Below are 12,803 nucleotides of genomic sequence, written 5' to 3'. Positions count from 1 at the left end.
CCGTAAACGATGCGCTTCGTCTATCGTGTTTCGACCGGGCTCTTCAACACCGTTGACGCCGCCAAAGCGGTCCGCCAAGCCATTGTCATGCCCGAAACGAGACGCGTGCCGAACCCGAACGTTGCCGTCACGCGCGAATTGCCCGACGCGGTGATGACGCGCATGACGCAATTGTTCGAGGCGACTATCCACCGCGGCCCCGTCGCGATGACGCGCGAGCAACTCGCCACGGCGATGGCGGAGTGCGACGTGCTCGTCCCCACCGTCACCGACGAGATCGATGCCGAGCTGATCGCCGGCGCGGGCGACCGGCTCAAGCTGATCGCCAATTTCGGTGCAGGCGTGAACCATATCGCGCTGAAGGCCGCACGCGCGCGCGGCATCATCGTCACCAACACCCCCGGCGTGCTCACCGAGGACACCGCCGACATGACGATGGCGCTGATCGTCTCGGTCCCGCGGCGGCTGGCCGAGGGCGAGAAACTGGTGCGCTCGGGCGCATGGCAGGGCTGGACGCCGGGCGGGATGCTCGGTCATCGCATCGGCGGCAAGGCGCTTGGCATCGTCGGCATGGGGCGGATCGGCCAGGCGGTCGCGCGGCGCGCGCGCGCCTTCGGGCTGTCGATCCATTATCACAACCGCCACCGCCTGCCCAAAGTGGTCGAGGCCGAGTTCCAGGCGCAGTGGCACCCCAACCTCGACGAGATGCTCGGCGCGATCGACATCCTGACGATCCACACGCCGCGCAATGCCGATAGCGAGGGGTTGATCGATGCGCGCCGCATCGCCCTGCTGCGCCCGCACGTCCATCTCATCAACGCCGCGCGCGGCGGGATCGTCGACGAGGATGCGCTGATCGACGCGCTCGAACATAAGCGCTTGGCCGGCGCCGGGCTCGACGTTTGGAAGCACGAGCCACAGATCGATCCGCGACTGCTCGCTTTGCCCAACGTCGTGATGACCCCGCATATGGGATCGGCCACCTACGAAGGACGGATGGCGACCGGCGAGAAGGTCATCACCAACATCCGCATGTGGGCCGACGGCCACCGCCCGCCCGACCAGGTGCTCGAGGGCTGGGCCTAGCAGCGCAGGCCAGAAGGTCTCACCACAGCACGCCTTGCGGATCGGGACGCAACGGCTCGGGCGCCGGATCGCCGATCGCCTGCAACAGGTCGATCTCGATCGTCCGGCACATCGCCGACAGCGGCACGTCGTGGACGGTGTTGGCGAACGGATCGACCAGATCGTCGCCGATCGCGAGCACCACCAGGAACATCAGCCCGGCGATGCTCGAGCCGAGCGGCGTCGCGACGCCCAGCGTCTCGACCAACCCGATCGGCAGCAGCAGGCACAGCAGATGCGTGAAGATCGTCGGGAAGAAGCGATACTGGCTCGGCAGCGGCATGTTCTTGAGCCGCTCCATTCCGCCCTGCGCATTGGCGATGTCGACCAGGATTCCCTCCATCGACGCCTGCTGAATCGAATCGATCCAGCCCGACGCCCGCGCGCCGTTGATGCGCCGCCCGGTGCCGTCGACGATGCCGTTGGCGACGTTGACGCGGCCCAGCGCGAAGTCCGCCTCGCCCCGCGACAGGAAGCGCAGCACTTCGCCGTCGGGGGTCTGGCGGCGCAGCTGGCAGCGCAGCGCGTTGACGTAGGCGATCTGCCGCAGGACGATCGTCCGCTTCAGGTCACGCCCCTCGTCGGGCAGATAGTTGCGCGCCTGCCGGGCGAGGCTGCGGCTGGCGTTGATCATCTGCCCCCACAGCACGCGCCCTTCCCACCAGCGCTGGTAGGCCGAGTTGGAGCGAAACCCGAGGAACAGCGCCAGCGCCGAGCCGAACAGCGTCAGCGGCAGCGACGGCGCGGTGAACGGCACCACATAATAGGTCACCGTGACGATCACGTCCCACACGAACAGCAAGGCCGCAGGCCGCCAGATTTCGCGGAAGATATGCTTGTAGCCGGGGGTGGTCGTGACGATCATTGGGTCTCGGGGGTCTCGGGGGTCATGCGGGCGCCTTCAGGCGGGATAGAGGTGAATACGCGACGCGGCAATCCGCCGGGTCACGACGTCTTGACCACCGCCTGGCTGGCAACCTGGGCGGGCGCGGAATGAGTCGCGGGCGGGATCGACGCCTTCGACAGCGCGGCGGCGGTCCCCGATGCCGGGCGCAGCTTGAACCATTGCGGCCGCTCGATCGCGACCAGGAAGGCGAGCAACATGATCCCGAACCCGAGCAAAGTGAACGAGGCGCGCAGCCGGTCGCGCGTGCTCGGGCGGTGCGATGGGGTGGACTCTTGCAACGAACATCTCCTTTTTTCCAACAACCCCAAGCTGGGAAATCGAGCGGTCCGGCGTGTTAGTGATCTGTAAGATTTCGTTGCTGCAACGCAGCATATCATTTGAAGTCGTGCCCTATCATGCCCTCAGGCAGCCGGCTCAAGCGTGGTTGGCATGACGTAACAGTCGGAAACACAGTAAAAGTTTCGATCGCGCGATGCGATCTTCGCTGCCATCGCATCGCGATCCGGAGATGATCGAAGGAAACTTCGCGCGCTGCTTGAAATTCCCGCGCTTCGCGCCGCGCATCCCTGTTGCAGTTTCGCATTGACGCGCGTCGTCGTGCATTGCAGCTTGGACACAATAATAAAGACGGAGGGTGATGATGGACCGATTTGGGTCGTTCGCGGTGGTCGCCGCGCTGGTATTGGCGTCGGCTTTGCACATCGTGAGTGCGCCAGACCTGCTGAACATCGTCCCCGCCATTCTGCTTGTCGTCGGCATCGTCCGTATCGTCATGAAACGTGGCGCTGCGACCGTGTCGCTGACCGACGAGCTCGCGCCGGCGGTCGAAGCCTGACGCGGACGCGGCGTCCCGATCCGCCCCCGCGCGGCAGGATCGGGAGGGCCGTGCCGGATGGTGCGGCGTGCAATGCCTCCGCACACGTTGCCGAGCCCCGCGCGCACCGCTAACCGGCGCGGATGACACTCGCTGCAGCGGCTCCGACGCACCTCGGACACCACGCCCCCGCCCCGCTCCTCCCGGGAACGCTGAGCGCGAAGGCGGTCGCGGTGATCTGGTTCGTTGCGTTCGCGTGCCGGGCGCTGCAGTTCGGCAATCCGGTCATCCAGATCGACGAGCAATTCTACCTGCTCGCCGGTGATCGACTGCTGCACGGCGCGCTCCCGTTCGTCGACATCTGGGATCGAAAGCCGTTCGGGCTGTTCGCGCTCTATGCCGCGATCCGCGCGCTCGGCGGATCGGGCATCCTGCAATATCAGATCGTCGCTACGCTCTTCGCGGCGGCCACCGCTACGGCAATCGCGCAGATCGCGCTTCGCCTGTCGGGGCCGCGCGGCGCGACGATCGCCGGTCTCGTCTATCTGCTCTTCATCCTGTCGAGCGGCGGAGACGGCGGGCAGGCGCCGGTCTTCTACAACCTTCCGGTTGCTCTCGCGGCGCTTGCCGTCCTCAAGCTACAGGAATGCACGACGATCGACCGGCGCGCCGTCGGTTGGGGGTGCCTGGCGATGGCACTGGTCGGCGTCGCGGTACAGATCAAATATACCGTCCTGTTCGAAGGCCTGTTCTTCGGGCTGTGCCTGCTCGTGCTGGCCTGGCGACGCGGTGCACGGCTGGTGCCGGTTGCGCTGCTCGCCTTGCTCTGGTGCGCGATCGCCCTGCTACCCACCGCGCTCGTCCTCGGTTTCTATTGGCAGCGCGGTGTGCTCGACCAATTGGTCTTCGCCAATTTCCTCTCGGTGTTCCAGCGCTCGCCGCACGGGCTGAACCTGCCGGCGCGGATCTTGAGGATCGCGCTGCATATCGCGCTGCCGGCCGTGGTCGCCGGATGGGCGATGCGGGTCCGTTCGCCCAATCGACCGGCGCAGTGGCTCGTCTGCGCCTGGCTGCTCGCCGCACTGGCCGGCGTCGCCGTGTTCGGGACATACCACGCGCATTATGCGCTGCCGCTGTTCGTCCCGCTCGCGGCAGCGGGCGCGCCGCTCTATGGCAACCGCGCCGCCGGGCTGAGATTGGGGCGCCGCCATCTGTCGCTCGGCGCGCTCGTGCTGCTGGTCGGCGGCGTGCTCGGCCTCGCGACGATGATCGGCACGCGGCACAGCCGCGGCACCGGTGCGGCGGTCTATGCCGCGGCGCAGCGCGTCGGCACTGCGCCGCTGGGCTGCATCTTCGTGTTCAGCGGCGACCCGATTCTCTATCACCTGACGAACAGCTGCCTGCCGACCGCATTCCTGTTCCCGACCTTCCTGAGCGAGACGCAGGACAGCGTATCGCTCGGTATCGATCCGATTGCCGAACTGCAGCGAATCCTGCGCGCGCGCCCCGCCTACATCTTCACCCACGAGCGGCCGCCGGTCGAGGCGCTGCCACAGGCCTGGGCGATCATGCGCGGCACGCTGCGGCGGGACTATCACCTGGTCTTCCGCCATCGCGCCGGGACGAGCGTCGTCTTGGGCTACCAGCGCAATTGATCCCGGCGCGCGAGATCAGCGCGCGTGGAAGAAATCGTAGAGCTGCTGCGCCACCGCCGCGCTCACCCCCGGTGCTTTCTGCAGGTCGGCGAGGCTGGCACCCCGCACCGCGCGGGCGGTGCCGAAATGCATCAGCAAGGCCTTCTTGCGCGCGGGACCGATCCCCGGGACGTCATCGAGCGGTGATGCACCGATCGCCTTCGAGCGCTTGTCGCGATGCGCGCCGATCACGAAGCGGTGGACCTCGTCGCGCAGCCGCTGGAGGTAGAACAGCACCGGCGCGTTGACGGGCAACTGGAACTCGCGCCCGTCGAGCAAGTGGAACACCTCGCGCCCGTCGCGGCCGTGCATCGGCCCCTTCGCGACGCCGACCAGGCACACGTCCTCGATCCCCATTTCCTCGAGCACCGCCTTGGCAGCGTTGAGCTGGCCGCGCCCGCCATCGATCAATACGAGATCGGGCCAGTCGCCCGCATCGCGATCCGGGTCCTCGTTCTGCGCGCGCGCGAAGCGGCGCTGGAACACCTCGCGCATCATGCCGAAATCGTCGCCCGCCTTGGTTTCGGGGTTCTTGATGTTGAACTTGCGATACTGGCCCTTGCGGAAGCCCTCGGGCCCCGCGACGACCATCGCGCCGACGGCGTTGGTCCCCTGGATGTGGCTGTTGTCGTACACCTCGATCCGGTCTGGCGGTTCGGCCAGATCGAACAGTTCGGCGACCTCGCGCAGCAGCTTCGCCTGCGTCGTGCTCTCCGCCAGCCGCCGGTCGAGCGCTTCCTCGGCGTTGCGCTTGGCCTGGTCGAGCAACCGCCGCCGCGTGCCGCGCTGCGGCATCGACAACGACACCTTGAAACCGACCCCGGCCCCCAGCGCTTCGCCGAGCAATTCGCCCTCCTCGAGCTCGCGATCGAGGAAGATCGTCTTGGGCGGCGGCACCTCCTCGTAAAATTGTGCGAGGAAGCCGGTGAGGATCTCGTCCTCGGGAACATCCGCGGTGTGCGCCGGGAAGAAGCTGCGATGCCCCCAATTCTGCCCGCCTCGGATGAAGAAGGCCTGGATGCCGATCACGCCATTCTTGTTCGCCATCGCGAAGATGTCGGCGTCGCCAAGCCCTTCGGCGTTGATCGCCTGGCTGCCCTGGATAAAGGTCAGCGCACGCAACCGGTCGCGCAGGATCGCGGCGAGCTCGAAATCCATCGCCTGCGCCGCGGCCTCCATCTGGCCGCCGAGCTTGGTCTGCACCTGCGTCGACTTGCCGCCGAGAAACGCCTTGGCGTCGCCGACCAGCTCGGCATAGCCCGCCTCGTCGATCCGCCCGACGCACGGCGCCGAGCAGCGCTTGATCTGGTAGAGCAGGCATGGCCGGTCGCGATTGCGGAAGAAGCTGTCGGTGCACGAGCGCAGCAGGAACAGCTTCTGCAGTGCATTGAGCGTGTTGTTGACCGATCCGGCGCTGGCGAACGGGCCGTAATAGTCGCCCTTCGCGCGCCGCGCCCCGCGATGCTTCTGGATCCGCGGGAATTCATGATCGGCGCGCAGCAGGATGAACGGGAAGCTCTTGTCGTCGCGCAGCAGCACATTGTACGCCGGGCGATAGCGCTTGATCAGCTGCGCCTCGAGCAGCAGCGCCTCGGCCTCGTTGTTGGTCGTGACGATCGTCATCGACCGCGTCTGCGCGACCATCCGCTGCAGCCGCTTCGACAGGCGATCAACCTGCGTGTAATTGGTCACGCGGTTCTTGAGCGCCTTGGCTTTGCCGACATACAGCACGTCGCCGCGCGCATCCTGCATGCGGTAGACGCCAGGACGGATCGGCAACGTGGCGAGCACGTTGCGGATCGCGGCGACCCCGGCCGCGAGATCGGGCGTATCGCCGCCACCGCGGACGGCAAAGGTGGATTTCTCTTCGTTGAAACGATCAGGCGCATTGGGCGAGGACATGCAATTGATCTAGGGAGTCCGCGCGGCGGATGCCACGGTTATGCGCATACACGCGCACGCCGCGCGCGCGCCCGCGATGGAGAAGATCCGCAATGTATGTCTCGATCACCGGCCTGAAGCCGAAAAGCCTGTTCCAGGTGCCGCGCTTCTGGTGGCACGCGATCCGTTCGATGCAGCAGGCGCAGCGCGCGCCCGGCAATCTTTCGGTTGAGGCGCGGACGATCGACGGCACGCACCACACGATGTCGCTGTGGGAGGATCGTGCGGCCATGCGCGCCTATCTCGCCGCCGGCGCGCATCTGGACGCGATGCGCGCGTCGCGCAGCATCGGTACGGGCGCGGTCCATGGCTATGAGAGCGACGCGGCGCCCGACTGGGCGGATCTACCCGCTTTGCTCACGGCGCATGGCCGGATCATCTGAGGCGGCGGTGGCGGTGCGTTCGCACCGCCACCGCACGCGGTTTACTTGATGGCTTCGAGGTCGGCCTTCACCTTGGCGAGCGCCGCATCGCTCAGCGCACCCTGCGACATCGGCTGAACCTGCGCGAGCGACATCGACTTGAACTGGTCGTACATCGGGTGCGCGGTGATGTTCTGGAGGTCGGTATCGAGCACCGCCTTGCCCTTGGGGTCGGCCGCGATCGTCTCGATCGGCGTGTCGAGCGTGAACTTGGCGCTGGTGGCAGCCGTCGTGGTCGTCGTGGTCGTGATGGTGGCAGCGGGCGTCGTCTGGGCGGCGAGCGGCGCAGCGGTCAGGGCGATCGCGGCGAGAAGAACAGACTTCATGGGAGGGCCTCTTTCGAAAGACGAAAACGGCGCGAATCGCCGCCGACGCGGTGTACCGCGATCAGTTGCGAAGGGAAATGTGTTGGATCAAGTGCGGGCCCGCACCGAAAACGCCAACCGTTCTATTCGAGCGTAGTCGAGGAACCGCCACCAAACGGTGCGCGGGTTCCCCGACTATGGTCTGAACAAACGGTGGAGGGTGTCTTGCGACACCTAATGCGTGTTCTAGTTGAGCCGCCCCAGCCCGGCGATCGTACGATCGACCAGCGCCTTGTCGGCATCGGCGCCGTGGCGCTCCGCCAGAATGCTTGCCGCAGCGCGGGTCGCGGCATCGGCTGCCAGCGCGCGGACTTCGGCGATCGCGCCGCGCTCGGCAGCAGCGATCTTGTCTTCGGCCATCGTCTGACGCCGCGCGACCAGGTCGGCGAGGTCGGCCTCCGCCTTGGCCAGCATGGCCGCCGCTTCGGCTTGGGCGTGCGCGACGATTGCGGCAGCGTCGCCTGCGCTCGCCGCGTTGCGGGCCTTGGCTTCGGCGAGCTGCGCCTCGGCTTCGGCACGCAGCTGTGACGCTTCATCGAGCTGGGTGCGGATGGTCGCGATGCGGCTGTCGAGCGCGCCCGCGATCATCTTGGGAACCTTCTGCCAGATCATGATGCCGATCACGACCAGCATCGACAGGGCGACGAAGCCCGGAGCGGTAATCCCGAACACCGACGGTTCGTGATGCAGTTCGGCGACGCCGGTATGCGCCACGGTGTTGACTGTCGAGGACTCAGCCATGCGCCAATTCCGCCTTTACGCGTGTTTCGATCGTCGCACGATCGACCGCCACGCCCGAAAGCTTGGCGACGATCTGCTCGACCGCGTCGGTGGTCGCGGTCTCGATTTCGGCGAGCGCCGCGGTCTTGGAGGATTCGATCCGTCCGGTGGCCGCGTGCAATTGCGCGGCCAGACCTGCGTCGCTCGTCTTGAGCTGCGCCTCGGTGCTGGCGGTTGCCTGCGCCTTGGCTTCGCCGACCGCGATCATCGCCTGCGACCGGGCGGCTTCGAGCCCGGCCTGATAATCGCGCTCGGACGCCAGCGCGGTCGCCCGCGCCGCCTCCGCCGCGGCGAGGTCGCCCGCGATCCGGCCGTTACGATCTTCGATCGTCGCCTCGATCTTGGGGACCATCGCCTTGCCGATCCCGAAATAGATCAGCGCGAAGACGATCGCGAGCCAGAACAGCTGCGACGCGTAGATCTCGCCAATTTGGGATAGCTGCGGCATTGGCTGGTTTCTCTTCTTACTTGACGACGAAGAGGATGAGGATCGCGACGACGAACGCGATCAGGCCGAGCAGCTCCGATGCTGCGAAGCCGATGAACAGGCGACCCTGCTGGCCATCTGCTGCGCCGGGGTTACGGAGTGCGCCTTCGAGGAACGAGCCGAAGACGTTACCCACGCCGAGTGCGGCCAGGCCGACACCGATCGCTGCCAGGCCGGCACCGATGTACATTGCACCAAGATCAGTCATGATAAGCTCCCTAGGAATACGGTAGTTAAGTGGTTGAAAATTCTAGTGCAGATGCACTGCATCGTGCAGGTACAGCGACGTCAGCAGCGCAAACACATAGGCCTGGATCGCGCACACCAGCAGCTCGAGCGCGCTGACGCCGATGATCATGACGAAGCTGAGCACGCCGACCACCGAGCCGAGACCGCCGCCGGCGGTGAAGCCCTGGACGACGAAGCTGCCGAACACTTCGAGCAGGATGTGCCCCGCGGTCATCGCAACGAAAAGTCGAAGGGCCAGCGAGAAAGGCCGCACCATGAACGAGACGAACTCGACCGGGATGATCACCGGCATCAGCCACGCCGGCGCGCCGTGCGGCACGAACAGCGTGAAGAATTTGAGGCCATGCTTCCAGAAGCCGACCGCCAGCACGATCGCGAACGACAGGAAGGCGAGGATCGCCGTCACCGTGATGTGGCTCGTCACCGCGAAGGTGTGCAGCCCCGGCAGGATCGCCAGCGGCATCACGCCGATCAGGTTGGCGAACAGGATGAAGTAGAAGAGCGAGAAGATGTACGGCGCGAACTTCTTGCCGCCGCTTCCGATGTTCACCGACACCATGTTGTCGATGAAGCTCACCGCGTCCTCGGCAGCAACCTGCCAGCGGCCCGGCACGAGCTGGCGCTTGAGGCCGCCCGAGATGAAGAGCGCGAGCAGCACGAACACGACGACCATGAAGAGCGCCGAGTTGGTGAAGGACACGTCATAGCCGAACAGATTCAAATGGCGGCCCAGGACGGGCTCCACCATGAACTGTTCCATCGGATCGATTTTGCCGGCGCTCACTCTGCGCGCTCCTTCGAAATCTTCATGATGTTGAGGAACGCCCCGATGATCGCAAGCGTAAGCACGATCAACAGCGCCCAGGGCGACGTGCCGAGCCACTGATCAAGCGCCCAGCCCATGATCCCGCCACCGAACAAGGCGCCGAGCAACAGCGCAAGGACCTTCGATCCCTGGCCATAACCCTTCGCCTGCGGCAGCGGACCAGACCCACGCGCCTGACCAGCCGCCTTTGCCGAAGCAATGCGGGCGTCCAGATCGTCGTTAGGGCGGTTCTCGGCCAAGCGGCGTGTATCCTGATAAGAAAACGCCGCCGTGCTTGCAGCACCGCGACGATGAACGGCGGGGAATGTGAAGCATGCCCCGCTTCACGCGCCGTTTAGGAAGGTGGCTTGAGGGTGTCAACTCTTGTGGCCGTCATGGCCATGGTCGAGCGTTGCGCGGCCGCAGGCCACGCCCTATTCCTATGCGATGAGCTCGCCTCTTCCCGACCATACCGGTCATCGCGCGCGGCTTCGCCAGCGGCTGATCGATCAGGGCGGCGACGCGCTGCTCGACCATGAGCTCGTCGAATATCTGCTCGCGCTGGCGATTCCGCGGCGCGACACCAAGCCGCTGGCCAAGGCACTGCTCGCCGAATTCGGCGGGGTCGGCGGCGTGTTCAGCGCCGATGCGGCGGCCCTGATGCGAGTGTCGGGCATGGGCGAGACGACCGCAGCGGCGATCAAGATCGTCCAGGCGACCGCGTTGCGGCTGCTTCAGGTCGAGGCCAGGGCACAACCGGTGCTCGCGAGTTGGCAGGCGCTGATCGACTATCTCCACGCCGACATGGCGCACCGCGGAACCGAGCGGGTGCGCGTGCTGCACCTCAACACCCGCAACATGCTGATCCGCGACGAGGTGATGAGCGACGGCTCGATCGACGAAGCCGCGCTTTATGTCCGCGAGGTGATCCGCCGCGCGATCGATCTCGGCTCGGCGGCGATCATCCTGGTGCACAACCATCCGAGCGGCGATCCCAGCCCGAGCCGCGCCGACATCGACATCACCCGCAAGGTGGCGGAGGCCGGCAAGCGGCTCAACATCGCGCTCCACGATCACATCATCATCGGCGCGAACGGCCATTCGAGCCTGCGCGCACTGGGCTTGCTGTAGCGGCGCACGCGTTACGCCGGCTGCGACAGGAAGCCGGTCAGCTCGGTTTTCGACACCTTGCTGTTCTGGTCGGTGTCGGCCTGCGCGAAGGCGGTGTCGAGCCACGTCTTGGTCGCGGGTGACGACGCCTCGGTCTTCGGCTCGGTCGCGGTCTTGAGCGCCACCATCCAGGCGTCGAACTCGGCCGCACTCAGCACGCCGTCGCCATCCTTGTCGTAGCTGGTGAACTCCTTGTCCACGACCGCGGCGACCTGCTTCGTGTCCGTGATCGGCTGCGTCGCGGCGGCGGCGTCCTTCGCGACCAGCGTCGCGGGCAGCGCCGAATCGGTCGATGTCGCGGCGCCGGCCTGGTCGACCGTAGTCGGCGCCGACAGCGATTCGCTCAGCGACGTCGGCGCGGCTTGGGCGAACGCCGGCGTCGCGAGCAGCAGCGTGCCGGCAAGAAGAGCAAATTTCGGCATCGTTCGTCTCCTGTAAGATGCACAGCGCGGGACGCGGACACGACATGCCGCCGCGGACCAACGCTCGGAGAGAGAACGTCTCGGTCCGCGCGAGGCTCCACCGCCCGTCGATTTGAAGGGGCGCCCCGTCCCTGCTAACGCCCCCCGGCGACGACGATCGCGTCGATTCCGTGCTCGCCCGACCCAGCATTGCCCGACTCAAGCTTTCCAAGGAAACCCCATGGTCCCCCGCTATTCCCGCCCCGACATGACCGCGATCTGGACCCCGGAGAATCGCTTCCGCATCTGGTTCGAGATCGAAGCGCACGCGACCGACGCGCTCGCCGAGCTCGGCGTCGTGCCGAAGGACGCCGCCGCGGCGCTGTGGGCGTGGTGGAACACCAACCCGGTGATCGACGTCGCCGCGATCGACGCGATCGAGGCGGTGACCAAGCATGACGTGATCGCCTTCCTCACCTGGGTCGCGGACAATGTCGGCGACCAGGCGCGATTCATGCACCAGGGCATGACGAGCTCGGACGTGCTCGACACCGCGCTGGCGGTGCAGCTGGCGCAGGCGAGCGACCTGCTGATCGCCGACATCGACGCGCTGCTCGTCGTGCTCGAGCGCCGCGCGCGCGAGCACAAGATGACCCCGACGATCGGCCGCAGCCACGGCATCCATGCCGAGCCGGTCACCTTCGGCCTCAAGATGGCGCAGGCGCATGCCGAATTCGCGCGCAACCGCGCGCGGCTGGTGGCGGCGCGCGAGGATGTCGCGACCTGCGCGATCTCCGGCGCGGTCGGTACGTTCGCCAATATCGACCCGGTGGTCGAAGCGCATGTCGCTGAGAAGCTCGGCCTCACCGTCGAGCCCGTCTCGACGCAGGTCATCCCGCGCGACCGGCACGCGATGTTCTTCGCGACGCTCGGCGTGATCGCCTCGTCGATCGAGCGACTGGCCACCGAAGTCCGCCATCTGCAGCGCACCGAAGTGCTCGAGGCGGAAGAGTTCTTCTCGCCCGGCCAGAAGGGCTCCTCGGCGATGCCGCACAAGCGCAACCCGGTGCTGACCGAGAACCTCACCGGCCTCGCCCGCATGGTGCGCGGCTACGTCACCCCCGCGCTCGAGAATGTCGCCTTGTGGCATGAGCGCGACATCTCGCATTCCTCGGTCGAGCGCTACATCGGCCCCGACGCGACGATCACGCTCGACTTCGCGCTGCAGCGCCTCACCGGCGTGATGGACAAGCTCGTCATCTATCCGGCGCGGATGGAGAAGAACCTCAACAAGATGGGCGGCCTCGTCCATTCGCAGCGCGTCCTGCTCGCGCTCACGCAGGCCGGCGTCAGCCGCGAGGATTCGTATCGCCTCGTCCAGCGCAACGCGATGAAGGTGTGGGATTCGGACGGGGCGCTGTCGCTGATGGAGCTGCTCAAGGCCGACCCCGAGGTCACCGCAGCGCTGTCGGTCGCAGAGATCGAGGACAAGTTCGACCTCGGCTATCACCTCAAACATATCGACACGATCTTCGCGCGCGTGTTCGGCAACAGCTGATCGACGAAACTGCACGCTTCAACGTGCAAATGCTGCACCTGCGAATGCGCGTAATAAAATTGCGCGCATAAGCAACAATCTCCAC

Annotated in this window: 16 protein-coding genes; 6 read left to right on the top strand and 10 right to left on the bottom strand. The window is 66.3% G+C overall.

From position 1 onward, the window contains the following. Window positions 1-87: 87 nt before the first annotated feature. On the top strand, window positions 88-1,086 hold the full coding sequence (locus U1872_RS01730; RefSeq protein WP_332791147.1) for a 2-hydroxyacid dehydrogenase: 999 nt from the start codon (window positions 88-90) through the stop codon (window positions 1,084-1,086). Window positions 1,087-1,105: 19 nt separating this feature from the next. Here U1872_RS01730 and U1872_RS01725 read toward each other — a convergent pair whose 3' ends face one another. Continuing rightward, on the bottom strand, window positions 1,106-1,990 hold the full coding sequence (locus U1872_RS01725; protein ID WP_332791146.1) for a bestrophin family protein: 885 nt from the start codon (window positions 1,988-1,990) through the stop codon (window positions 1,106-1,108). A gap of 80 nt (window positions 1,991-2,070) precedes the next feature. Further along, on the bottom strand, window positions 2,071-2,310 hold the full coding sequence (locus tag U1872_RS01720; RefSeq protein ID WP_332791145.1) for a hypothetical protein: 240 nt from the start codon (window positions 2,308-2,310) through the stop codon (window positions 2,071-2,073). A gap of 359 nt (window positions 2,311-2,669) precedes the next feature. On the opposite strand from U1872_RS01720, the gene U1872_RS01715 reads away from it, so the two are divergent. Together U1872_RS01715 and U1872_RS01710 are read left to right on the top strand one after the other, a co-directional pair. Further along, on the top strand, window positions 2,670-2,867 hold the full coding sequence (locus U1872_RS01715) for a hypothetical protein (protein WP_332791144.1): 198 nt from the start codon (window positions 2,670-2,672) through the stop codon (window positions 2,865-2,867). Window positions 2,868-3,079: 212 nt separating this feature from the next. Then, window positions 3,080-4,501, top strand: a complete 1,422-nt coding sequence (locus tag U1872_RS01710) for a hypothetical protein (RefSeq protein ID WP_332791143.1) — start codon at window positions 3,080-3,082, stop codon at window positions 4,499-4,501. A 15-nt stretch (window positions 4,502-4,516) separates the two neighbouring features. On the opposite strand, the gene uvrC is transcribed toward U1872_RS01710, so the two are convergent. Beyond that, window positions 4,517-6,442, bottom strand: coding sequence for an excinuclease ABC subunit UvrC (gene uvrC / locus U1872_RS01705; RefSeq protein WP_332791142.1), 1,926 nt, complete (start codon window positions 6,440-6,442; stop codon window positions 4,517-4,519). Between the two features lie 92 nt (window positions 6,443-6,534). On the opposite strand from uvrC, the gene U1872_RS01700 reads away from it, so the two are divergent. Next, window positions 6,535-6,864 carry a hypothetical protein gene (locus U1872_RS01700; RefSeq protein WP_332791141.1) on the top strand — a complete coding sequence of 110 codons (330 nt, stop codon included), beginning with the start codon at window positions 6,535-6,537 and terminating at the stop codon, window positions 6,862-6,864. Window positions 6,865-6,905: 41 nt separating this feature from the next. On the opposite strand, the gene U1872_RS01695 is transcribed toward U1872_RS01700, so the two are convergent. The 6 genes from U1872_RS01695 to U1872_RS01670 form a co-directional block, all read right to left on the bottom strand. Continuing rightward, window positions 6,906-7,229: a hypothetical protein gene (locus U1872_RS01695; protein ID WP_332791140.1), complete on the bottom strand. Its 324-nt coding sequence runs from the start codon at window positions 7,227-7,229 to the stop codon at window positions 6,906-6,908. Window positions 7,230-7,454: 225 nt separating this feature from the next. Next, on the bottom strand, window positions 7,455-8,009 hold the full coding sequence (locus U1872_RS01690; RefSeq protein WP_332791139.1) for a F0F1 ATP synthase subunit B family protein: 555 nt from the start codon (window positions 8,007-8,009) through the stop codon (window positions 7,455-7,457). Beyond that, on the bottom strand, window positions 8,002-8,496 hold the full coding sequence (locus U1872_RS01685) for a F0F1 ATP synthase subunit B family protein (RefSeq protein WP_332791138.1): 495 nt from the start codon (window positions 8,494-8,496) through the stop codon (window positions 8,002-8,004). The genes U1872_RS01690 and U1872_RS01685 overlap by 8 nt, the downstream gene beginning before the upstream one ends. Window positions 8,497-8,512: 16 nt before the next feature. After that, complete coding sequence (locus tag U1872_RS01680) at window positions 8,513-8,725, bottom strand: F0F1 ATP synthase subunit C (RefSeq protein ID WP_010164404.1); 213 nt, start codon at window positions 8,723-8,725, stop codon at window positions 8,513-8,515. Between the two features lie 60 nt (window positions 8,726-8,785). Then, the gene (locus U1872_RS01675; protein ID WP_332791137.1) at window positions 8,786-9,568 is read right to left on the bottom strand and encodes a F0F1 ATP synthase subunit A; all 783 of its coding nucleotides are present in this window, start codon (window positions 9,566-9,568) and stop codon (window positions 8,786-8,788) included. Continuing rightward, on the bottom strand, window positions 9,565-9,849 hold the full coding sequence (locus tag U1872_RS01670; RefSeq protein ID WP_133188849.1) for an AtpZ/AtpI family protein: 285 nt from the start codon (window positions 9,847-9,849) through the stop codon (window positions 9,565-9,567). Before U1872_RS01670 ends, U1872_RS01675 begins: the two co-directional genes overlap by 4 nt. A gap of 187 nt (window positions 9,850-10,036) precedes the next feature. Here U1872_RS01670 and radC point away from each other — a divergent pair, with 187 nt between their 5' ends. Continuing rightward, window positions 10,037-10,720 (top strand): RadC family protein, encoded by a 684-nt coding sequence (gene radC / locus U1872_RS01665; protein WP_332791136.1) that lies wholly within the window; start codon window positions 10,037-10,039, stop codon window positions 10,718-10,720. Window positions 10,721-10,731: 11 nt separating this feature from the next. Here the strand turns inward: radC and U1872_RS01660 are convergent, their stop codons facing one another. Beyond that, window positions 10,732-11,181 carry an EF-hand domain-containing protein gene (locus U1872_RS01660; RefSeq protein WP_332791135.1) on the bottom strand — a complete coding sequence of 150 codons (450 nt, stop codon included), beginning with the start codon at window positions 11,179-11,181 and terminating at the stop codon, window positions 10,732-10,734. A gap of 220 nt (window positions 11,182-11,401) precedes the next feature. Here U1872_RS01660 and purB point away from each other — a divergent pair, with 220 nt between their 5' ends. Then, window positions 11,402-12,718: an adenylosuccinate lyase gene (purB, locus tag U1872_RS01655; protein WP_332791134.1), complete on the top strand. Its 1,317-nt coding sequence runs from the start codon at window positions 11,402-11,404 to the stop codon at window positions 12,716-12,718. The last annotated feature ends 85 nt before the right edge of the window (window positions 12,719-12,803 follow it).

This window comes from Parasphingomonas frigoris (assembly GCF_036663815.1).
Classification (GTDB): domain Bacteria; phylum Pseudomonadota; class Alphaproteobacteria; order Sphingomonadales; family Sphingomonadaceae; genus Sphingomonas.
The sequence above is the reverse complement of the archived record's forward strand: the minus strand, read 5'-3'. Positions and strand labels throughout refer to the sequence as shown.

Excerpts from the sequence above, each read along its gene's own strand:
- U1872_RS01730 (WP_332791147.1), top strand. The coding sequence starts at position 88 with ATGCCCGAAACGAGACGCGTGCCGAACCCGAACGTTGCCGTCACGCGC.
- U1872_RS01725 (WP_332791146.1), bottom strand. The coding sequence starts at position 1,990 with ATGATCGTCACGACCACCCCCGGCTACAAGCATATCTTCCGCGAAATC.
- U1872_RS01715 (WP_332791144.1), top strand. The coding sequence starts at position 2,670 with ATGATGGACCGATTTGGGTCGTTCGCGGTGGTCGCCGCGCTGGTATTG.
- uvrC (WP_332791142.1), bottom strand. The coding sequence starts at position 6,442 with ATGTCCTCGCCCAATGCGCCTGATCGTTTCAACGAAGAGAAATCCACC.
- U1872_RS01700 (WP_332791141.1), top strand. The coding sequence starts at position 6,535 with ATGTATGTCTCGATCACCGGCCTGAAGCCGAAAAGCCTGTTCCAGGTG.
- U1872_RS01695 (WP_332791140.1), bottom strand. The coding sequence starts at position 7,229 with ATGAAGTCTGTTCTTCTCGCCGCGATCGCCCTGACCGCTGCGCCGCTC.
- U1872_RS01690 (WP_332791139.1), bottom strand. The coding sequence starts at position 8,009 with ATGGCTGAGTCCTCGACAGTCAACACCGTGGCGCATACCGGCGTCGCC.
- U1872_RS01685 (WP_332791138.1), bottom strand. The coding sequence starts at position 8,496 with ATGCCGCAGCTATCCCAAATTGGCGAGATCTACGCGTCGCAGCTGTTC.
- U1872_RS01680 (WP_010164404.1), bottom strand. The coding sequence starts at position 8,725 with ATGTACATCGGTGCCGGCCTGGCAGCGATCGGTGTCGGCCTGGCCGCA.
- radC (WP_332791136.1), top strand. The coding sequence starts at position 10,037 with ATGAGCTCGCCTCTTCCCGACCATACCGGTCATCGCGCGCGGCTTCGC.
- U1872_RS01660 (WP_332791135.1), bottom strand. The coding sequence starts at position 11,181 with ATGCCGAAATTTGCTCTTCTTGCCGGCACGCTGCTGCTCGCGACGCCG.
- purB (WP_332791134.1), top strand. The coding sequence starts at position 11,402 with ATGGTCCCCCGCTATTCCCGCCCCGACATGACCGCGATCTGGACCCCG.